The organism is Cognatundibacterium crateris (assembly GCF_010078235.1).
Lineage (GTDB): Bacteria > Pseudomonadota > Gammaproteobacteria > Burkholderiales > Burkholderiaceae_D > Undibacterium > Undibacterium crateris.
Map to the genome: position 1 here is coordinate 165,968 of NZ_JAABOS010000004.1, position 19,308 is coordinate 185,275.

The 19,308-nt window shown below is 51.7% G+C and carries 20 protein-coding genes and 1 riboswitch; of the genes, 7 read left to right on the forward strand and 13 right to left on the reverse strand.

All coding sequences use genetic code 11. The features are described 5' to 3' along the window. Nucleotides 1–105 precede the first annotated feature (105 nt). Nucleotides 106–456: a hypothetical protein gene (locus EYB48_RS09200; RefSeq protein ID WP_162020050.1), complete on the reverse strand. Its 351-nt coding sequence runs from the start codon at nucleotides 454–456 to the stop codon at nucleotides 106–108. Nucleotides 457–636: 180 nt separating this feature from the next. Beyond that, nucleotides 637–2,790, reverse strand: coding sequence for a TonB-dependent siderophore receptor (locus tag EYB48_RS09205; RefSeq protein WP_162020051.1), 2,154 nt, complete (start codon nucleotides 2,788–2,790; stop codon nucleotides 637–639). 68 nt (nucleotides 2,791–2,858) lie between these two features. Beyond that, a riboswitch (TPP riboswitch) is annotated at nucleotides 2,859–2,950 on the reverse strand. Between the two features lie 253 nt (nucleotides 2,951–3,203). Between EYB48_RS09205 and EYB48_RS09210 the strand changes: the two genes are divergently transcribed. Beyond that, nucleotides 3,204–3,845 carry a DUF3471 domain-containing protein gene (locus EYB48_RS09210; protein ID WP_162020052.1) on the forward strand — a complete coding sequence of 214 codons (642 nt, stop codon included), beginning with the start codon at nucleotides 3,204–3,206 and terminating at the stop codon, nucleotides 3,843–3,845. Nucleotides 3,846–3,962: 117 nt separating this feature from the next. Here EYB48_RS09210 and rarD read toward each other — a convergent pair whose 3' ends face one another. From rarD to EYB48_RS09265, 11 genes are all read right to left on the reverse strand, one after another. Further along, nucleotides 3,963–4,850: an EamA family transporter RarD gene (rarD, locus tag EYB48_RS09215; protein WP_162020053.1), complete on the reverse strand. Its 888-nt coding sequence runs from the start codon at nucleotides 4,848–4,850 to the stop codon at nucleotides 3,963–3,965. Nucleotides 4,851–4,974: 124 nt separating this feature from the next. Then, complete coding sequence (locus EYB48_RS09220; protein WP_162020054.1) at nucleotides 4,975–5,871, reverse strand: cobalamin-binding protein; 897 nt, start codon at nucleotides 5,869–5,871, stop codon at nucleotides 4,975–4,977. Further along, on the reverse strand, nucleotides 5,871–6,710 hold the full coding sequence (gene panC / locus EYB48_RS09225) for a pantoate--beta-alanine ligase (RefSeq protein ID WP_162020055.1): 840 nt from the start codon (nucleotides 6,708–6,710) through the stop codon (nucleotides 5,871–5,873). The genes EYB48_RS09220 and panC overlap by 1 nt, the downstream gene beginning before the upstream one ends. 39 nt (nucleotides 6,711–6,749) lie before the next feature. Further along, on the reverse strand, nucleotides 6,750–7,604 hold the full coding sequence (locus EYB48_RS09230; RefSeq protein WP_328823329.1) for a segregation and condensation protein A: 855 nt from the start codon (nucleotides 7,602–7,604) through the stop codon (nucleotides 6,750–6,752). A 41-nt stretch (nucleotides 7,605–7,645) separates the two neighbouring features. Further along, the gene (locus EYB48_RS09235) at nucleotides 7,646–7,855 is read right to left on the reverse strand and encodes a DUF3460 family protein (RefSeq protein WP_162020056.1); all 210 of its coding nucleotides are present in this window, start codon (nucleotides 7,853–7,855) and stop codon (nucleotides 7,646–7,648) included. 139 nt (nucleotides 7,856–7,994) lie between these two features. Continuing rightward, nucleotides 7,995–8,576, reverse strand: coding sequence for an LOG family protein (locus EYB48_RS09240; RefSeq protein ID WP_162020057.1), 582 nt, complete (start codon nucleotides 8,574–8,576; stop codon nucleotides 7,995–7,997). Continuing rightward, nucleotides 8,573–9,244: a TetR/AcrR family transcriptional regulator gene (locus tag EYB48_RS09245; protein ID WP_162020058.1), complete on the reverse strand. Its 672-nt coding sequence runs from the start codon at nucleotides 9,242–9,244 to the stop codon at nucleotides 8,573–8,575. Before EYB48_RS09245 ends, EYB48_RS09240 begins: the two co-directional genes overlap by 4 nt. Nucleotides 9,245–9,304: 60 nt before the next feature. Then, entirely contained in the window at nucleotides 9,305–9,823 is a 519-nt protein-coding gene (locus EYB48_RS09250; RefSeq protein ID WP_162020059.1) for an RDD family protein, read from the reverse strand. 1 nt (nucleotide 9,824) lies between these two features. After that, on the reverse strand, nucleotides 9,825–10,505 hold the full coding sequence (locus tag EYB48_RS09255; RefSeq protein ID WP_328823331.1) for a DUF3106 domain-containing protein: 681 nt from the start codon (nucleotides 10,503–10,505) through the stop codon (nucleotides 9,825–9,827). 2 nt (nucleotides 10,506–10,507) lie between these two features. Continuing rightward, the gene (locus EYB48_RS09260; RefSeq protein WP_162020061.1) at nucleotides 10,508–10,942 is read right to left on the reverse strand and encodes a DUF3619 family protein; all 435 of its coding nucleotides are present in this window, start codon (nucleotides 10,940–10,942) and stop codon (nucleotides 10,508–10,510) included. Then, the gene (locus EYB48_RS09265; protein ID WP_162020062.1) at nucleotides 10,939–11,511 is read right to left on the reverse strand and encodes an RNA polymerase sigma factor; all 573 of its coding nucleotides are present in this window, start codon (nucleotides 11,509–11,511) and stop codon (nucleotides 10,939–10,941) included. Before EYB48_RS09265 ends, EYB48_RS09260 begins: the two co-directional genes overlap by 4 nt. Nucleotides 11,512–12,049: 538 nt before the next feature. Here EYB48_RS09265 and EYB48_RS09270 point away from each other — a divergent pair. The 6 genes from EYB48_RS09270 (at nucleotide 12,050) to EYB48_RS09295 (ending at nucleotide 19,239) form a co-directional block, all read left to right on the forward strand. Beyond that, nucleotides 12,050–13,765 carry an acetolactate synthase 3 catalytic subunit gene (locus EYB48_RS09270; RefSeq protein WP_162020063.1) on the forward strand — a complete coding sequence of 572 codons (1,716 nt, stop codon included), beginning with the start codon at nucleotides 12,050–12,052 and terminating at the stop codon, nucleotides 13,763–13,765. Next, nucleotides 13,765–14,256: an acetolactate synthase small subunit gene (gene ilvN, locus EYB48_RS09275; protein WP_162020064.1), complete on the forward strand. Its 492-nt coding sequence runs from the start codon at nucleotides 13,765–13,767 to the stop codon at nucleotides 14,254–14,256. Before EYB48_RS09270 ends, ilvN begins: the two co-directional genes overlap by 1 nt. Before the next feature lie 123 nt (nucleotides 14,257–14,379). Next, nucleotides 14,380–15,396 (forward strand): ketol-acid reductoisomerase, encoded by a 1,017-nt coding sequence (gene ilvC / locus EYB48_RS09280; protein ID WP_162020065.1) that lies wholly within the window; start codon nucleotides 14,380–14,382, stop codon nucleotides 15,394–15,396. A 191-nt stretch (nucleotides 15,397–15,587) separates the two neighbouring features. After that, nucleotides 15,588–16,322 (forward strand): SIMPL domain-containing protein, encoded by a 735-nt coding sequence (locus EYB48_RS09285; RefSeq protein ID WP_162020066.1) that lies wholly within the window; start codon nucleotides 15,588–15,590, stop codon nucleotides 16,320–16,322. Nucleotides 16,323–16,491: 169 nt separating this feature from the next. Beyond that, nucleotides 16,492–17,349 (forward strand): CDP-diacylglycerol--serine O-phosphatidyltransferase, encoded by an 858-nt coding sequence (pssA, locus tag EYB48_RS09290; RefSeq protein WP_162020067.1) that lies wholly within the window; start codon nucleotides 16,492–16,494, stop codon nucleotides 17,347–17,349. 351 nt (nucleotides 17,350–17,700) lie between these two features. Further along, nucleotides 17,701–19,239, forward strand: coding sequence for a 2-isopropylmalate synthase (locus tag EYB48_RS09295; RefSeq protein WP_162020068.1), 1,539 nt, complete (start codon nucleotides 17,701–17,703; stop codon nucleotides 19,237–19,239). Nucleotides 19,240–19,308: the final 69 nt, after the last annotated feature.

The window sequence follows — 19,308 nt, forward strand, 5'->3', positions numbered from 1 at the left end:
TATGGGTATGCAGGCAGCGAATTATATGGTTTGCGGAGCGATCAAAAAACAAAAGTCCTGATGTAATCTGGCCTGCAGGGCAAAAAAGGCTGGGAAGCCGCGTCTTTACTGGACTTGCTGCTTATCTTCGCTCAGATAAGCCCACAGGGTATAGGCACCCAAGGCGGTGCCGAACGGGAATTGGAATAGTTCAAAAGCCGCGATCACCAGCAAAGGGATTCTGACCCAGGGCTGGCCTGCGAGTCCGGCAAAACCGATGATGATCTGTGCCAGACAAAACACACTGGCGAGTATGAAAAATGCGCCAACAAACTGCGTGAACAAGGCTGGAATTTCACCGTTGCTGAACAGCGCGAACAACTGACTGGCGAACACATAGATGCCCAGCAGCATAACGACATGTATCACACCTAATGCGGCATGCAGGGCGGAAGAGAGTTTGCGGTGGGATTCCATATCGGCGTCGCTTGTAAGTAAAAAGAGGACTATTGTACAAAATTTAGCCAGCGCCTGTGCGTAGCTGCAGACGCCGTATCTTCAACAAAAAACGACGGCAGCTAGCCGTCGTTTTTTTATGCGCTTTTGCACGCATTTTTGCGTGTATTTTTGCGTGCATTGCGCTTAGTACTGCACGCTTCAGAAATCGAATTGCGCCGATACTTTATAAGTACGTGGTGCGCCTGGCAGCAAATAGCCGCCCAGTGACTGGGTCACATCGCGCCAGTAAAATTTGTCGCCCACATTATCGATATTGAAGCGCAGTGTAGTCGCCGTACCAGCGATTTGTGTGCTGTAGCGCGCACCCAGATTCCAGACCTGATAACCGGGCACGATCACGCTGTTATCCGGGGAAAAGGCTTTATTGCCCGAATACTGCCAGGCCGCCTGCAGATTCAGCCCCTTCACCGCAGCCACTGCGTAGTCAGCATAGATACTGGCTTTCAGCTCCGGTACATTCAACACCCGTTTGCCATCCATGCTGGCCAGGCCAGTATCCTGCTGTTCTGCGCGCAGGCTGGTCAGGCTGGCACCCAGGCTCAGGCTGGTGTTCAGTTTGCCTTGTGCCGATAATTCCAGACCGGTGTGCTGTGCTTCGCCATTTTGTACATAGACATTCGCGGCATTCGTATATTCCAGCGGTTTTTTGATCTGGAACAGTGCTGCACTCAGGCTCAGGTCACGCAGCAGATCGGCTTTCACGCCGAGTTCGAGCTGACGTGAGCGGGCCGGATTGAGCATGGTATTGGCATTGGCAGTGCCGAAAGGCGCGATACCACCATGCTCCAGTCCTTGTGCAAACGACGTGTAGAGCGAGACTGCAGCTTGCGGTTTATATACCAGTGCGGTATTCGACACCCAGTGCGCATTGCTATAGCCAGGGTTGTCTGACTGGCTGCGCTCTATGTTCAGACGGCGCAGGCCCAGGTGCAGGGTCCAGGCTTCAGACACAGTGATGATATCTTGTAAGAAGGCTGACCATTCTTTGTCGGTACGGCGCAGATAAGCGGCACCCGGCACTTTGCTGGTGATGCCAACAGCCACCGGACGGAACAGATTGCTGGACCCTGCATATTCATAAACCGCATCACCGAAATAATCACGGCGACGCGAAGTCGACAGGCCTGCCGCGATTTGATGACTGAAGTTACCCGTCACCAGTTTGCCTTGCAATAAAGCCTGGGTGCTGATCAGCTTCTTGGATTCATTCAGGCTGCGGTAATCGTACACATCATAATCACCGTTGGCGCAATAGCCCGGATACAGATTGGCAGCACTGCAGCCATAAGGAAACGCAGTGTAATCATCACGATGGAAGTCATGCAGATTGGCCGCCAGGCTGGCGCTCCAGTCCGCATTCAGGCGGGTCTCAAAACGCAGGCCCAGATTGCTGCTGCGGGTATCGACAGGTTTGGCCCAGGCCTGATCATTGAGCATCATCTCTGCATTCACGCCGCGCGGCAGGGAGGTGCCGTTAAACAGCTGAAAGCCGGGTACGGAAAGCTGGGACTTGTGCTGATAATCCAGGTCCAGTTGCAGCAGCGAGTTATTGTTCAGATGCCAGTCAAACGCGGCTGACACAAACTGACGCTCGCCATTGGCACCCTTCACATACGAACGCAGCCGTTCACCAGCCGCATTGATGCGGTAGCCGAACTGCTTGTCGGCGTTCAGATTGCTGAGGTCTGCCGCGCCATACAGCGTGCCGCGTTCCGAAATTTCTGTGGTCACCGTGCGTAAGGCGCTGTTGAGCGGACGCTTGGTCACGTAGTTGATTACGCCGCCCGGTGTGGCGAAGCCAGACTGGAAGCCAGCGATACCTTTGAGGATTTCTACGCGTTCTTTATTTTCCAGCGGAATCGAGGCGTCGCCCGGAATCGCGAAACCATCTTTGCGATAGCTGCTCGCATTGTCCAGTGCAAAGCCACGAATGGAAAACTGTTCCGCATAGCCGACTGCGTTGTACGCATCGTTGACGCTGGCATCAAATTTCATCGCATCGGTGGTCTGGCGTATGCGCAAATCCTGCATTTGTTGCTGGGTCCAGCTGCTGACTGAGAACGGGGTATCGAGTAAAGGCGCGTCGATGAAGCCTGCTGCCTTGCTGCGTTCTGCTTTGCCGTCTTTATTTTTGCTGGCACTGACGACCACTTCTGGCAAGCTGTTGTCGCTGCTTTGTGCATAGGCGGCGGTATGGCATTGCGCGATAGCCAGCGCAAGCAGGGATAGGCGGAAAGCAGGCTGAATGATTGTTTGCACGGCGTGCACAGCAGGGCGGCGGGTAGATGTCATGGTTGCTCTTGGTTGTCAGTGAGACCTGCGACTCGCTGCATAGTAGTCGCCAAAGCAAACCAGAACTGGCTGTGAACTTTGCGCTTTCCTACGCTGGCATGATCCAGATCAGGTATAAGGGTTTTTCTCACCCGGCAAAGCGGGACCCCTAGCGAAGCCGCGATTTTACCCTGAATCGCACCCCGTTGTCCGTGCCAGATTGTGGCGGCCTCAGGCTGGAATGACTCACACGTGAAATTTCCAGTCAAAATTATTGCTGTATTTGCTATTAAATTGGCAATATAATATCTCTGTTTCCCACTGCTGCGCACTGACACGGCGCAGTGCATTGCGTCATTCACTCAGGAGTTATGATGTGCCGCTTCCCCATTTCCTATTCTTTTATACTGGCTGTGCTGCTAGTGCAAAGCCCCTTGAGTCTGGCCCGGCAGACTGCGGCAACTGCTGCCAGCACGAGTACAGAGCAAGCTGCACCGGCGCCGATTACAGTGCCGGATGCTGTGTTTGACAGCTATGTGGGCGACTACCAGCTGGCGCCGAATTTTGTGCTGAATGTCAGGCGTGAGGGCAGCCGCTTTGTGATTCAGGCCACCGGACAGCCTGCTGTTGAGGTCAGGGCCAAGGCGCAGGAGGTATTCGTATCCGATAAGTTCGGCGCTGAAATCCGCTTTGAAAAAGACAGCGATGGCAAGTTCAACAAACTGGTGCTCAGGCAGGGTGGTCGCGAGTTACCAGCGCAACGTGTGGCGCTGAAGTCCTCATCAGACAAACCGGCAGCTAAAGTGCTGGCGCTGCCTGCAGCCGTATTCGACGCCTATGTCGGCCAATATCAGCTGGCACCCAACTTTGTGATTACCATCAGTCGTGATGGCGAGCGTTTTCTGGCGCAGGCCAGTGGCCAGCCGCAGTTTGCGTTAATGGCGGTGTCGGAGACCGAGTTCGATGCGGTTGGTGTAGCTGCCCGCATACAATTCGAGAAGCAGACGGATGGCAGTGTGAAGCAGTTGATACTGCATCAGCATGGCCAGCACTTACCGGCGCTCAGGCTGCGCTGATACTAGGATTTTGAAGCCGCAGAACTTGCGTCAGAAAGCAAAGTCCGCATGAACACTGCCTCAGCAGCCAAAATCGGGCTGTGAGCCATTATTCATGCGGACTTTACTTTGAAGTGACTAGGTTTTAGCGTCAGACTGGGTACGGAAATTCATCCACAGTCCTTCAGCCGAATAGACCAGCAGCGCGGCCCAGATCAGTACGAAGCCTAGCAATTTATGCTGATCGAAAGGCTCATGAAATAACCAGACGCCCAGCATCAGTTGCACCATCGGTGCAATGTACTGCAACAGGCCCAGTGTCGTCATAGGAATGCGGCGTGCACCAGCGGCAAACATCAGTAAGGGAATCGCGGTAACCGGACCACTGAGCATCAGGATCAGTTTGAGATCCGTGCTTTGGGTAATCAGCGCATTCTGCCCATGCCAGGTCAGCCAGCCCAGATAGCTGATTGCGAACGGGAACAGGATCGCAGTCTCCAGCGACAAACCTTCGAGCGCACCCAGCTTGGAGGTTTTACGCAACAGGCCGTAAGTGCCGAAGGTCAGCGCCAGGAATAAACCCACCCACGGCAGATGACCGGTTTGCCAGGTCAGCCAGGCCACACCGGCCGCCGCGAAGCCCACCGCCAGCCATTGCACTGCGCGCAGACGTTCACGCAGCATGATGGAACCAAGCAGAATATTGACCAGCGGTGTAATGAAATAACCGAGGCTGGCATCGATCACATGACCATCATTGACGGCCCAGATATACACAAACCAATTGGTCGATAACAGCAAAGCACTGAGTGTAAAACTGGCGATCAGCTTAGGTTGGGCCAGCGCTTCCCGCACCCAGCCCCATTGCTTGCGCCAGGCCAGTACCCCGACCAGAAATAACAGCGACCACAGCATGCGGTTGAGCAGAATTTCTAAGGCAGGTACCGCCTGTAAAGCATGAAAATAGAGCGGAAACAAACCCCATATGACGTAAGCGGAGCCTGCCAGTAAAGTGCCTTTGCGCATAAATCTATCCAAAAGTGAAAAGGCCAGATAACACTGGCCAGTTCGCTATTATCGCAGCAAAGTCTGAGGCAGGTGTACCGGTACTTTGTCTGGTACATCGTGCTTAGTGCAGTATCCCTGATACTTATTGTCGGGCGGAAGCAATTGCCTTGCAGAGGGCCTCTGTACCTTCGAGGATGCGCGGACCGGCGCGGTTGAGCCAGTCGCCTTTGACCGTGTAGATATGATTTTTCTTTACCGCATTCAGTATTGCATATTGCTTCCACTGTTCGCGCAGCTTATCCGGGCTGTCACCGGCGCTGATGATGGCGTCAGGATTGGCTGCCAGTACCGCTTCCAGGGAAATGCTGGGGCTGATTTCCTTCAGCTCTGCAAATACATTGCGGCCACCGCACAGGCGTATCGCAGCGGACACCATGTGCGTATCGTTGAGTGTCATCAGCGGTTTTTGCCAGACTTGATAAAACACGCTGACCGGTTTCGCATCAGACTGATACGTCTTGCGCAATTGTGCCAGGCGTTCGCGGAATTGCGCTGCGACGGCCTTGCCCTGTGCGTCAGTGCCAGCCAGATGGGCCAGTCTTTCTATCGAGCTGGCCACCATTTCGTAATCGCGTGGCTCGCTTTCAAACACATTGAGCTTACTGTTGCGCAGCTGATTGGCCAGATTTTTTGCATTGCCTGTGCCCCAGATCACGATCAGATCCGGCTTATAAGCAACGATGCGCTCCAGATCCAGTGCGAATACATTGCCAACCGAGGGCAACTGACGTGCTGCATCCGGATAATCGCTGTAATCGCTGACCGCGACCATGCTTTTGCCGGCACCGGCCTGAAACAGTAATTCAGTCGCATGCGGTGCCAGACTGATGATGCGTTGCGCCGGTTTATCCAGCGTGACTGTGCGTTGCGCATCATCTTTCACGCTGACCGCCGCCAGCGTGGAGGCGGCAGTCAGGCTCAAGGCAAGCGCCAGGCTATGGCTGACTATGCCACGCAGGCAGAACGGACGCAGCAGCATCAGATTTCCAGATTGTCGATCAGGCGGGTACCGCCAAGCTTAGCGGCAGCCAATACCACCAGTTGCGCACCCTGCGCCAGGTCACCGGCTGAAGGCGGTTGCAGATTGTCGCGTTTGCGGATAGAGACATAATCCGGATTCCACTGACGCGCATGCAGTTTTTCCATGGCCTGGCGTTCCAGCGCAAACATATCCAGATGGCCGCTGCGGACTTCCTGTGCCACTTCATGCAGGGTTTGATACAGCGCAGGGGCTTCTGCGCGCTCTGCAGCGGACAGATACATATTGCGTGATGACAGCGCCAGTCCGTCGTCGGCACGATAGGTGTCGGCCGCGATGATTTCGGTAGGCAGTGCGAATTGCTTACTCATATTCCGGATGATCATCAATTGCTGATAGTCTTTTTTACCGAACACCGCGACCTTAGGCTGTACGCAGGAGAACAGTTTCAACACAACTGTGGTCACGCCGGTGAAAAAGCCGGGGCGGAATTCACCTTCCAGAATATTGCCCAGATCATCGGGTGGACGTACGCGGAATTCCTGAGGTTCAGGATACAAATCTTTTTCTGTCGGTGCGAACAGGATGTAGACGCCTTCTTTTTCCAGTTTTTCTACGTCAGCCTGGAAGGTGCGCGGATATTTATCAAAATCCTCGTTAGGGCCAAATTGCAGGCGATTCACGAAAATTGATGCGACTACCGGGTCACCATGTTTTTTTGCCAGACGCATCAGCGACAAGTGGCCTTCATGCAGATTGCCCATGGTTGGTACGAAAGCCGTACGCAACTGACCACTCAGGTGGTCGCGCAATTCTTCTATAGATGAAATGATTTTCATGGTGAATAAAGAGAGAGTAAGTTCAAAAAGAGGTCAGCATCAGGCTGGTGTATAAGCCAGACGGACGTAGATAGGGGCAAAGGCTTCGGCCTGAGTGATTTCAATCAGAGTTTCCTTGGCCAGCTCCAGCAAAGCGACAAAGTTCACCACCAGCACTGGCGCACCGCGGCTGGGGTCAAACAGTTCAGAAAACTCGACAAAACGGGTCGATTGCAGCTTACGCAGGATGCCGGTCATGTGGGCGCGCACCGACAATTCCTCGCGACTGATTTTGTGATGCTGTACCAGCGTCGCGCGCTTGAGTACATCGGCCCAGGCGGTCTGGATGTCAGCGATCTCGACCTGCGGCCAGTGCAGTACGGTCTGCGTTTCGATAAAGACCTGGGCATGTAAAAAATCACGCCCCAGTTGCGGTACCGTATTCAGATCATAGGCGGCCAGCTTGATTTGTTCATATTCCAGCAAACGGCGCACCAGTTCCGCGCGCGGATCGTCGGCTTCTTCGCCCTCAGTGCTCTTGGTGGAGGGCAGCAGCATGCGCGACTTAATCTCGATCAGCATCGCTGCCATCAGCAGGTATTCTGCTGCCAGCTCGAGATTGTTTTTACGAATCTGGTCTACGTATTTCAGGTATTGCAGAGTGACATCCGCCATGGGAATGTCGAGGATATTGAAGTTTTGCTTGCGTATCAGATACAGCAGCAGATCGAGCGGTCCCTCGAAGGCTTCCAGAAATACTTCCAGCGCATCGGGTGGAATGTACAGATCGTTAGGCAGCTTGAATAAAGGCTCACCATACAGCTTGGCAAACGCCAGGCCGTCAACGACGTCCGGTGTGGTGTCCGTAGCACCGACCAGGGGCAGGTCGGTGTTGCTGGTTTCGCTGTCAGTCACTCGCGTTAACAGTCAATAATCAATCAATTAAGGCAGAAAAATCAGCCTTTGTTTTGATAGACATAAGGCTGCTGGGCCACGCGCGCATCTTTGTTGCGGCTGGCTACATCCAGATCGATAGGTGCTTTATCCCACAGCAAGGCACGGCCATCGCGCTGACTTTGTTCCAGTTGTGGATTGGCCTTCTTCAGACTTTGCAGGAAGTGGGTCGCTTCGGATTCGTACAGGGAAAATTGCTTGGAGAATTTCATTTTGAAATAAACGCTTAAAAGAACGGATGAAGCGGCATTTTACTCTGGTTTTAAAGGAAATAAAGGAAATCCCCTTCGAATGCCGCCTCAGATTCCGGATTGTGACCATAGCACCAGTTGCTGGCGCTAAAAATTCTTTTTACAGATCGCTTTGCTGCAGCCATTTACGCGTATCGACAGGGCGATACGCAGCAAGCAGATCGAGTAATTGCGCGGGGTTTGCGCTCGCTTGCAGAATGGCCTGATGCGCCGGGCGTAAAAAACCCTGTTCAGTTGTGTGTTGCAGGAATTGTACTAATCCGTCATAAAATCCCTGGGTATTCAGTAAGCCCACCGGCTTGTGGTGGAAGCCTAATTGCGCCCAGGTCATGACTTCAAACAATTCTTCCAGTGTGCCTATGCCACCGGGCATGGCGATAAAGCCTTGCGCCAGTTCAGCCATCATGGCTTTGCGTTCATGCATATTGGCAACGATGTGCAATTGCGTGAGCCCACGGTGACCGACTTCCTTGTCCATCAGGGCTTGCGGAATCACGCCGGTAACACTGCCGCCCAGGCGCATGACTTCATCGGCAATCACGCCCATCAGGCCGACATTGCCGCCGCCGTACACCAGCTCGTGGCCGCGTGCGACCAGCTCCGCCGCTAACTGGCGCGCCGAATCTGCATAGACTGGGGAAATGCCGGGCGATGAGCCGCAATAGACGCAGATGGCACTCATTCCTGATTCATCTTCCGCAAGTAGTCGGCAGATAACTTTTCAAATACCTGTTTTGCTTCGCCGCGCAGATAGGGGCTGATCAGCACGATGACCTGATAGCAGCCACGCGCCAGTGAATCTGACATGGTTTGCAGCTCGGTATATTTGCGCGGATTACGCACGTATTCGTAGGATAACCAATAGGTTGCAACCACGACCATGTTAGTGGCGAGCGCATCAATATCCATATCGGTCGCTTCGAACTCACCATCAGCCCGTAAGCCGGTGCACAAGCCAGTCGCAACCTTGATTTTATGGGTCAGAATTTCTTTGAAATTCAGTTCCAGCTTGCGGTTGCGTGACAACAGATCATTCAGGTCACGATAGAAAAAGCGATAGCGCCAGACCAGCTCAAAGGTCAGATGCAGGTAGGTCCAGACATCCTGAATATTTGCTTTTCTTCCCTGAGGGAAGGCCAGTTTCTTATTAATTTCCGCTTCAAACTGAGCAAAAATAGAATTGACGATATCGTCTTTATTTCTAAAGTGATAATAAAGATTGCCGGGGGAAATATTCATTTCCTCCGCTATCACGGTCGTTGTGATATTCGGTTCACCAAATTCATTGAATAAGCGCAGGGAGAGCTCGAGGATGCGTTCCCTGGTACGGCGAGGAGCTTTGTGTTGCATGTCATTCTTCTCGATGGATGATTTCGTAAGAATATCATCCTTCGCTCTAACATCAAAACTTCACTGGTCTGCAGTGCTGTCCTGCTTCACTGCCGGAATATGCAATAACCGTGTTTTCGCCAGATGATCATGCAGAAACTGGCGGTCAGGGCGCAGTAAGGCTATCGCGCCCCAGGCAGCGGCACCCGCGGTCACCGCAATCACCATAGGCCATTGCTTGAGATTAAATTGATACACCAGCGCCATCGCTGGTAAGAACCACATCCAGGCCAGGCAGTAGCGTACGATCGCCTTGATGACTGGTATGCGCCCACCATTGTTATCGGTCACTTTGATGCGCCAGGTTTGCATCGCCAGCGTCTGGCCGCTGCGGGTCCAGCAATACACAAAATAAACGCCGAATACCACAAACAGCCAGGCTTGCCGTCCGGCACGCAAACTGAGTGCGTGACGGCTTTGGGTCAGCACATCGAACAGGAAATCGGCAACGAAGGCTATGCCAAACAGCAACATTGCTTCGTACACCATACAAATTACCCTGCGCCTGAGTGGCGGGGCAGGCAAAATCGTAGTCGACATCTTACTTCGTCTGAGGCTGGGAGGCAGGGCTGGCGCTGGTGTTAACAGGAGCCGCTTCCACTGCCACTGAGGCAGGTGCTGCGCTGCTCAGGCTGGCGGGAGCGGCCTGAACAGCAGCTTTGGGGGCAATGACCGGTTTTGGGCCCAGTTTAATCGGTGCCAGCGGATTCGGATTCTTAATCGATTCAGGCGACAGATTAGTCAGGCTCTTTTTTTTCTCATGCTCAGCAGCCAGGCGTTTCTTTTCTTCATCGCTCAGTTGCTGATACTGTTGCCATTGCGCTGATTTTTTTTCAGCTGGCAATTGCGTCGATTTGGCATAGTTTTCTCTGGCTGCCATGCGCTGTTCCGGTGTCAGCTTGACCCAGTCGCGCATACGTTCCTGCAGGCGTGCCTGTTCATCCGGCTTCATGCCGTTGTAACGGGCGGCAATTTCCAGCCATTTCTTCTTACTGAGTTCAGGCAGCCTGTCCCATTCGCCAGCCAGCGGACTGAGCGCCAGCTTCTGCGCAGCGCTCAATTCTGTCCAGAGTGGTTTGGTCGCGGTCTGGGGCAATGTTGCCTTGACCGCAGAGGTGTTGTTGCTGACAGGTAAGGCACCGCCTATGGCATAGGCCAAAGGCAGTGCAGTCGCTGTAGCGATAAGTATGACTGTGATACGCGGCAAGGCTTTCAACAACACGCTCAATCCTCCGGTTTATCTTTATTGTCTTTATTGTTCAGGTAAGCCGTAAAGCCAGTATCTACATAGGCGGCCGGTGGTAATTCATCGACCAGCATGGTGGCGTCTATATCTGCCAGTTCGTTGATATTTTGCTGTTGTTCGTATTCATAGATGCCGAACATACCAACCACCAGTACCAGCGCCGGTAAGGCCAGTCCCAGTTTGCCCAGCCAGGAGCCCGGGCCACTGAATGAAAGGCCATTGTTACCAGCGAAAGCGCCTTTAAATACGCGCACTGCAACCGGTGCTTCTTTTTTCTTACGCGCCATTGCCAGCTTACGTGCCTGGGCGAGCCGGTCCAGAGTCGGGGCAGGGAGTTGTTCTGCCGACTCATTGAGCGCACGTTTTACCTTGTAGGCAAAGTCGAGATCCTGCGATTCTTTTGAGTAGTTCATAGCTGTATTCCTTTAGCCTTGAGCGATGCAGCCAATGTGTGAGTGGCACGCGAGCAATGCGTTTTGACACTGCCTTCAGAGCAGCCCATTGCGGCAGCTGTCTCTGCTACATCCATGTCTTCCCAGTAACGCATGAGGAAGGCTTCCCGTTGACGTGTCGGAAGTTTTTTTATTTCTTCATCAATAATGTTGAGGACTTGCTCGCGCTCTATTTTATCAGCACTGGATTCCGCTGCTTCAGTTCCCTCCTCGGCGGCATAGCTTTCCAGCAAATCGAAGTTGTCATCTTCGCGGTTATTGTCCGGAGTGATGCTGGAGAACAGGCTGACCCAGGTATTTCTTACTTTTTCTCTTCGGAAATAATCCAGCGTTGTGGTTTGCAATATGCGCTGAAACAACATGGGTAATTCGGCGGCAGGCTTGTCACCGTATTTTTCGGATAACTTGATCATCGCTTCCTGCACGATGTCGAGCGCGGACTCTTCATTTCTGACTGCATACATCGCTTGCTTGAAAGCACGGCGTTCTACGCCTTCAAGGAAACTGGATAATTCTCTGTCGGTGGCCATTGTTGGCAATATTCGCTTGGTGATTCAGATAGTCTGATTCCGGCCAGTGGACCGGAATAGGTGTTTTTTGTTCCGTAAAAGTGCGCACATGCTAGCAAAAATGACTCTACATGTCCTTAACTTTGTCAAAGTTCTGTAATTTGCACCTTTTTGTCTCAGAGAAATTGCAGAAGAATATAAGAATTTCACATAATTCCGCTTGACCAAAATGCTGCGACGCAGTACCGTATGAGTCCGCTCCAAAATCTCGGAGCACCAAATATCTGCTTGGCTCGACCCACAATGTTGCCGCCAGCAGATGCGCTTTAAATGAAGCTGTTTGTTCTGACCCATGCCACAAGCGTGAGAAGTCTGTCTTTGCAAAGCCTTACCACTGATTGAACGAGTGCCTCAAGTATTGCCTGGAACCATGTCCAACGGATATGCGAAGGGGAATATGCCCGCACGTAAAGGGATTTCAGCTTACCGGACCTGCATCGCGATTTCGCCAGGAAAGAGCATCCGATCAATTTCCTATGGACCTTGAAAGGACAACATAATGAGTTCAGAGTTTACAGGCGCAGAGATACTGGTTAAGTGTCTGGCCGAAGAGGGTGTTGAGCACGTTTTCGGATATCCGGGCGGCGCAGTACTCTACATCTACGATGCAATTTTCAATCAGGATAAGTTTCAGCATGTGCTGGTTCGTCATGAACAGGCTGCCATTCATGCTGCAGATGCTTATTCCCGCTCTTCCAATAAAGTCGGTGTCGCGATTGTGACTTCCGGACCCGGTGTGACCAACGCGGTTACCGGTCTGGCTACGGCTTATATGGATTCCATTCCTATGGTGGTGATTTCCGGTCAGGTGCCCAGCGCCGTGATTGGTCAGGATGCCTTCCAGGAATGCGATACCGTTGGCATTACCCGTCCTTGCGTCAAGCATAATTTCCTGGTGAAAGACGTCAGGGATCTGGCTGAAACAGTCAAAAAAGCATTTTATATTGCAACCACCGGACGACCAGGTCCGGTACTGGTGGATATTCCTAAAGACATCAGCATGCATAAAACTTCTTTCCATTATCCGAAAGAAGTAGAGATGCGCTCTTACAAACCGGTCGATAAAGGTCATGCGGGGCAGATTCGTAAAGCAGTGCAACTGTTGTTGCAGGCTGAACGCCCTATGATTTATACCGGCGGCGGTGTGATACTGGCACATGCTTCCGATGAGTTGAATCAACTGGTGGATATGCTGGGCTTTCCTTGCACCAATACCTTGATGGGTCTGGGTGCTTACCGCGCCAGCGATTCCAAATTCGTCGGTATGCCAGGCATGCATGGCACCTATGAAGCCAACATGGCGATGCAGCATTGTGACGTACTGATTGCGATCGGTGCTCGCTTTGATGACCGCGTGATTGGGAATCCTAAGCATTTTGCTTCGCATCCACGCAAGATCATTCATATCGACATTGATCCGTCTTCGATTTCCAAGCGCGTCAAGGTTGATATTCCTATCGTTGGCAATGTCAAAGACGTGCTGATAGAAATGCTGTCGCAATTGCGTGCTGTTGAGACGCGACCTGACCAGAAAGCACTGTCTGCCTGGTGGAAGCAGGTTGAGGAATGGCGTAGCCGCGATTGTCTGAAATATCCGACTTCAAGCGAAGTGATCAAACCGCAATCCGTGGTGGAGAAAGTCTGGGAAGTCACGCAGGGCGATGCCTTTGTGACCTCTGACGTAGGCCAGCATCAGATGTGGGCAGCGCAGTACTACCGTTTCAATAAGCCACGCCGCTGGATCAATTCCGGTGGTCTGGGCACCATGGGTGTCGGATTGCCGTATGCCATGGGTGTGCAAATGGCGAATCCTGGTGCAACAGTCGCCTGCATTACCGGTGAAGCGTCGATACAAATGTGTATTCAGGAACTGGCTACCTGCAAACAATATCACCTGACACCAAAGATTATCCTGCTCAATAACCGTTTCCTGGGCATGGTACGTCAATGGCAGCAGATCGATTATGGCTCGCGTTATTCAGAATCCTACATGGACTCTTTACCTGACTTTACTAAGCTGGTTGAAGCCTATGGACATGTGGGTATGAAGATAGAAAACCCTGCCGATGTCGATGGCGCGGTACGTGAAGCATTTGCGATGAAGGACAGACTGGTATTCATGAACTTCATTACCGATCAGACCGAAAATGTCTGGCCCATGGTGAAAGCCGGCAAAGGGCTGACTGAAATGTTACTGGGTTCGGAGGATCTGTAATGAGACACATAATTTCTATTCTTCTGGAAAACGAAGCTGGTGCCTTGTCGCGTGTGGTTGGCTTGTTTTCTGCACGTGGCTATAACATCGAAACCCTGACCGTTGCACCGACCGAAGATGCGACTTTGTCGCGTATGACTATCGTGACTTCGGGTTCGGACGATATCATCGAACAGATTACCAAACATTTGAATCGCCTGATTGAGGTGGTCAAGGTGGTGGATCTGACCGAGGGTGCGCATATAGAACGCGAACTGATGCTGATCAAAGTGCGCGCAGTCGGTAAAGAGCGTGAAGAGATGAAGCGTACAGCTGATATTTTCCGCGGCCGCATTATCGATGTCACAGAAAAAACCTACACCATAGAACTGACCGGCAACAAAGGCAAACTGGACGCGTTTATCGATGCGATAGACCGTGCAGCGATTCTGGAAACAGTACGTACCGGCGGCTCAGGCATAGGCCGTGGCGAGCGCATACTCAAAGTGTAATTCATCCGGCAGACTCACTGCGAACGGATAAAGATGACACAAATGCGTACTCGTCGCAGTGCAGTTTGCTGACCACCACCCATTGAAGCATTTAAAAATTCAGACATTTAAACAGGATAAAAAATGAAAGTTTTCTACGATAAAGATTGTGATCTCTCTTTGATCAAAGGTAAAAACGTAGCCATCATCGGTTACGGCTCCCAGGGCCACGCACATGCACAGAATCTGAATGATTCGGGTTGCAATGTGACCGTTGCTTTGCGTAAGGGCGGCGCATCCTGGGCGAAAGCCGAAGGTGCTGGCCTGAAAGTAGCGGAAGTCAATGACGCCGTAAAAGCAGCGGATGTCATCATGATTTTGCTGCCAGATGAAAACATCGCTCAGGTCTATGCTGAGAACGTCGCACCGCATGCCAAGCAAGGGGCTGTGCTGGCATTCGCACATGGCTTTAACGTGCATTACGGCCAGGTTGTACCACGCGCAGATCTGGACGTGATTATGGTTGCTCCTAAAGCGCCAGGCCATACCGTACGCGGCACTTATGCCCAGGGTGGCGGTGTGCCACACCTGATCGCTGTGTATCAGGACAAGTCCGGTGCTGCACGTGATATCGCCTTGTCCTATGCAATGGCGAATGGTGGTGGTCGTGCCGGTATCATCGAAACCAACTTCCGCGAAGAAACTGAGACCGATTTGTTCGGCGAACAGGCAGTATTGTGTGGTGGTGCGGTTGAGCTGATCAAAGCAGGTTTCGAAACTCTGGTTGAAGCTGGCTATGCGCCTGAAATGGCTTACTTCGAATGCTTGCATGAGTTGAAGCTGATTGTAGATTTGATCTACGAAGGTGGTATCGCCAACATGAATTATTCGATTTCGAATAATGCCGAATATGGTGAATATGTGACTGGCCCACGCGTTGTGACTGCTGCAACCAAAGACGCAATGCGCCAATGTCTGAAAGATATTCAGACTGGTGAATACGCGAAGAGCTTCATCCTCGAAAACAAAGCAGGTGCACCGACCCTGATCTCGCGCCGTCGCCTGACTGCCGAACATCAGATCGAAGAAGTCGGTGCCAAGTTACGCGCGATGATGCCTTGGATTGCGAAAAACAAATTGGTTGATCAGTCTAAAAACTGATCGCTGCCCGGTTCGCACTGAAGCATAAAAAAAGTCGCCCTTGCAGGCGACTTTTTTATTTGCGTTGAAATTCTGCGCTAAGCTGAGGCAACTGCAAACTTGTTAAAAAGCGTGAATCATGAACAGATGATGCAACTTTGATTTCTGAATCATGTCTGACCTCAGTATTAACTACATTTTCGGAGAATGCGATGAAAAAAATGATCTTGCTTGCTGCTGCAATGAGCTTTGCAATTCCTGTCTATGCACAAAGTCTGGCCGGTACAGTATTAACAGTAGGTGGCAGTGCTGAAATTAAAGTCGACAACGATCAGGCGAATCTGAGTTTTTATCTGGAAGAACAGGATAAAGATAAAGCACAGGCTGCTTCGCGCCTGAATCAGAAAATGAAATCCGGTACCGATCTGATCAAAAAAGAAGATCCTCAGGCAGAGCTGATGACGCGTAATTATTATACCTACCCAGTCTATTCTGACGAGCTGCAAGTCGCCGGTGCTCAGCCTAAAAAACGCCAGATCACTGGCTGGCGCGTAGGTCAATATCTGGAAGTCAAAACAATCAATCTGAAGCAGTTGCCATCGACCGTGGCATCGGCACAAAAAGTCATGAGCCTGAATGGCATCCATTTTGGTTTATCGCCACAGGCGGCAGCTAAACTGGAAGAAGAACGTATTCAGGCTGGATACAAAAATTTTTCCGACAAATTAGCCATGGTGGTCAATGCAATGGGCCGCAAATTGCAGGATGTGCAAATTGAAGCTGTGGATTTCGATGGTGCAGCATTGGAAATGCCCCAGGTACAAATGGCAGCAGCGCCTATGATGCTGAAGGGCGCACGCGTGGCAGATGCGGTGGCGGAGCCTAGTTTTGAGCCGGGTTCAAGCTCGCTGTCGATACGCGTCAATGGTAAGGTGCGCCTGAAGTAAGTGCTGCTTGCTGCCACATGCCCTGCTATCTGCATGTGGCAACATCACTATGGGTTTTCCTGTGTAGGAATCAGGGTTATACTTGCCCGAACTTTTATCTATCGCCCGGTTAGAGTGGGCTGCTCAGGCAGCCAGCTCTGGTTCGGGCATATTTTTTCGGGCAAAACGCATGTCATCTTCACCGCGACGCAAACCAAAAGGCAGTTTTAAACTTTTTCCTAAAGGTGCGCGCAAATCACAACAGAGAAACGATGGACTTCCACCGCCAGCCGTGCGTGAGCGTTCGCGTGGTATTTATCTGCTGCCCAATGCATTTACCACCGCAGCTTTGTTTTGCGGATTTTATGCCATCGTGATGGCGATGGATCAGCAATTCCATCAGGCTGCCGTCGCGATTTTTATCGCCATGGTATTGGATGGTCTGGATGGCCGCGTGGCGCGGCTGACTAATACCCAGAGTGAGTTCGGTGCGCAATATGACAGCTTGTCAGACATGCTGTCTTTCGGGGCGGCGCCCGCATTGGTGGTGTATGAATGGGCCTTGCGTGGCATGGGTAAGCTCGGCTGGCTGGCAGCCTTTGTCTACTGTGCTGGCGCTGCGCTCAGACTGGCACGTTTCAATACCAATATCGCAGTGGTTGATAAGCGTTATTTCCAGGGTTTGCCTAGTCCGGCTGCGGCGGCATTAGTAGCAGGTTTTGTATTGCTGATGAATGATCTGCAATTTGCGGGCGCTGATTTGCGTTGGTACGCGTGGGCGATTGCTTTGTTTGCCGGATTGACGATGGTGACGAATGTGCCGTTTTACAGTTTTAAAGAAGTGAATCTGCGCAAAACGGTACCCTTTATGGCGCCGCTGCTGATATTGCTGGTGTACGTGATTGTCGTCAGTGATCCGCCTAAAGTGTTGTTCGGACTATTTGTGCTGTATGGCTTGTCCGGCTACATCGTATTGTTGTGGCGCTGGCGCCGCGGTCGTCCAGTCAGTCTGATTCAAACCAAAGCAGAACACACGGACGAAAAATAAAATTCCGGGTTTTCTGATCGGGGTCACAGTGAGCAAAATTCACTGTGGCTTTTTTCTTTTTTGTCTGGATTTAATTTGGTTTTTTGCTGCTATAAATTCTTGCACTTTTCCGCATTCGCGCTTATAGTCTGAGGCATGAACTTTTCTTCTTCATCCTTCGCAGTTTTCACTTTAGCAGGCGCAACCCGTCTGCTATCGCTATTGGCATTTCTACTAGTGCGGTAACGCGCTAAATCCCCCCTACCCACAATTCGTGTATTGCCCTGCTCGTGCATATCCTGCAAGGGCAGGCCGGACAATAGGCAAAATCTGCATTTTTCTTATTCAAATTATTCGCTACTGGAGAGTAACATGGCTGACAAACTGATCATATTCGATACAACCTTGCGCGATGGTGAGCAATCACCTGGTGCTTCGATGACTAAGGATGAAAAAATCCGCATCGCGAAACAACTGGAGCGCCTGAAGGTGGATGTGATCGAAGCTGGATTTGCTGCAGCATCTCCAGGCGATTTTGAGGCGATCAAGGCGATTTCCGCAACGATTAAGGATTCCACCATCTGCTCGCTGTCGCGCGCGAACGACCGCGATATTGCACGCGCAGCCGAGGCCTTGCAAGCCGCCCAGCGCAAGCGTATCCATACTTTCATCGCAACCTCTCCGCTGCACATGGAAAAGAAGCTGCGCATGTCTCCCGATCAGGTGCTGGAGCAGGCGATACAGGCGGTGCGCTATGCACGTCAATTTACCGATGATGTGGAGTTCAGTCCTGAAGATGGCAGCCGTTCCGAAATGGATTTTCTGTGTCGCGTGATTGAAGCGGTGATTAAAGAAGGCGCGACCACGATTAACTTTGCTGACACAGTTGGTTACGGCGTGCCTGAGTTATACGGCAATATGCTGAAGTCTTTGCGTGAACGCATACCAAATTCCGATAAAGCGATCTGGTCCGTGCACTGTCATAACGATCTGGGTATGGCGGTGGCCAATTCCCTGGCAGGCGTGATGATAGGCGGCGCGCGCCAGGTGGAGTGTACGATCAATGGTCTGGGTGAGCGTGCTGGTAATACCGCTCTCGAAGAAATTGTGATGGCAGTGCGTACCCGTAAAGATTATTTCAATCTCGATTTGGGTATCGATGCGAGTCAGATCGTATCGGCTTCTAAACTGGTGTCACAGATTACCGGATTTGCAGTGCAGCCGAATAAGGCCGTGGTGGGTGCTAATGCATTTGCGCATGCATCGGGTATCCACCAGGATGGTATTTTGAAAGCCCGCGATACCTATGAAATTATGCGTGCCGAAGATGTGGGCTGGAGTGCCAATAAAATCGTCTTGGGTAAGCTGTCCGGTCGCAATGCGTTCAAACAGCGCCTGGAAGAATTGGGTATAGAGCTGGAGTCTGAGACTGAAGTCAATGCGGCGTTTGCGCGCTTCAAGGAATTGGCGGATCGTAAATCAGAGATTTTCGATGAAGATATTCTGGCGCTGGTTTCGGATGAAGAACATGCAAACGATAATGAGGCCTTCCATTTTGTCTCACTGGCTCAGCGTTCAGAAACCGGTGAACTGCCGCTTGCCAAGGTAGTCTTTTCGCGTGAAGGCAGTGAAATCAGTTGCGAGGCGAACGGTAATGGCCCGGTTGATGCGATAGTCAATGCGATTGAGTCTAAAGTCGCAAGCGGAGCTGAATTGCTGCTGTTCTCGGTGAATGCGATCACGACCGGTACCCAGTCGCAGGGCGAAGTGACGATGCGCCTGTCCAAGTCGGGACGTATCGTTAATGGTGTTGGTGCTGATCCGGATATCGTGGTGGCCTCGGCAAAAGCTTATTTGTCAGCACTGAATAAACTGCAATCGAAAACAGAGAAGCTGAATCCTCAGGTCTGATGCTCGTGCTTGTTCAATTATTCGCATTTATGTTATAGTTGCGGGTCCCGTCATTCCGGCGGGTGTTTA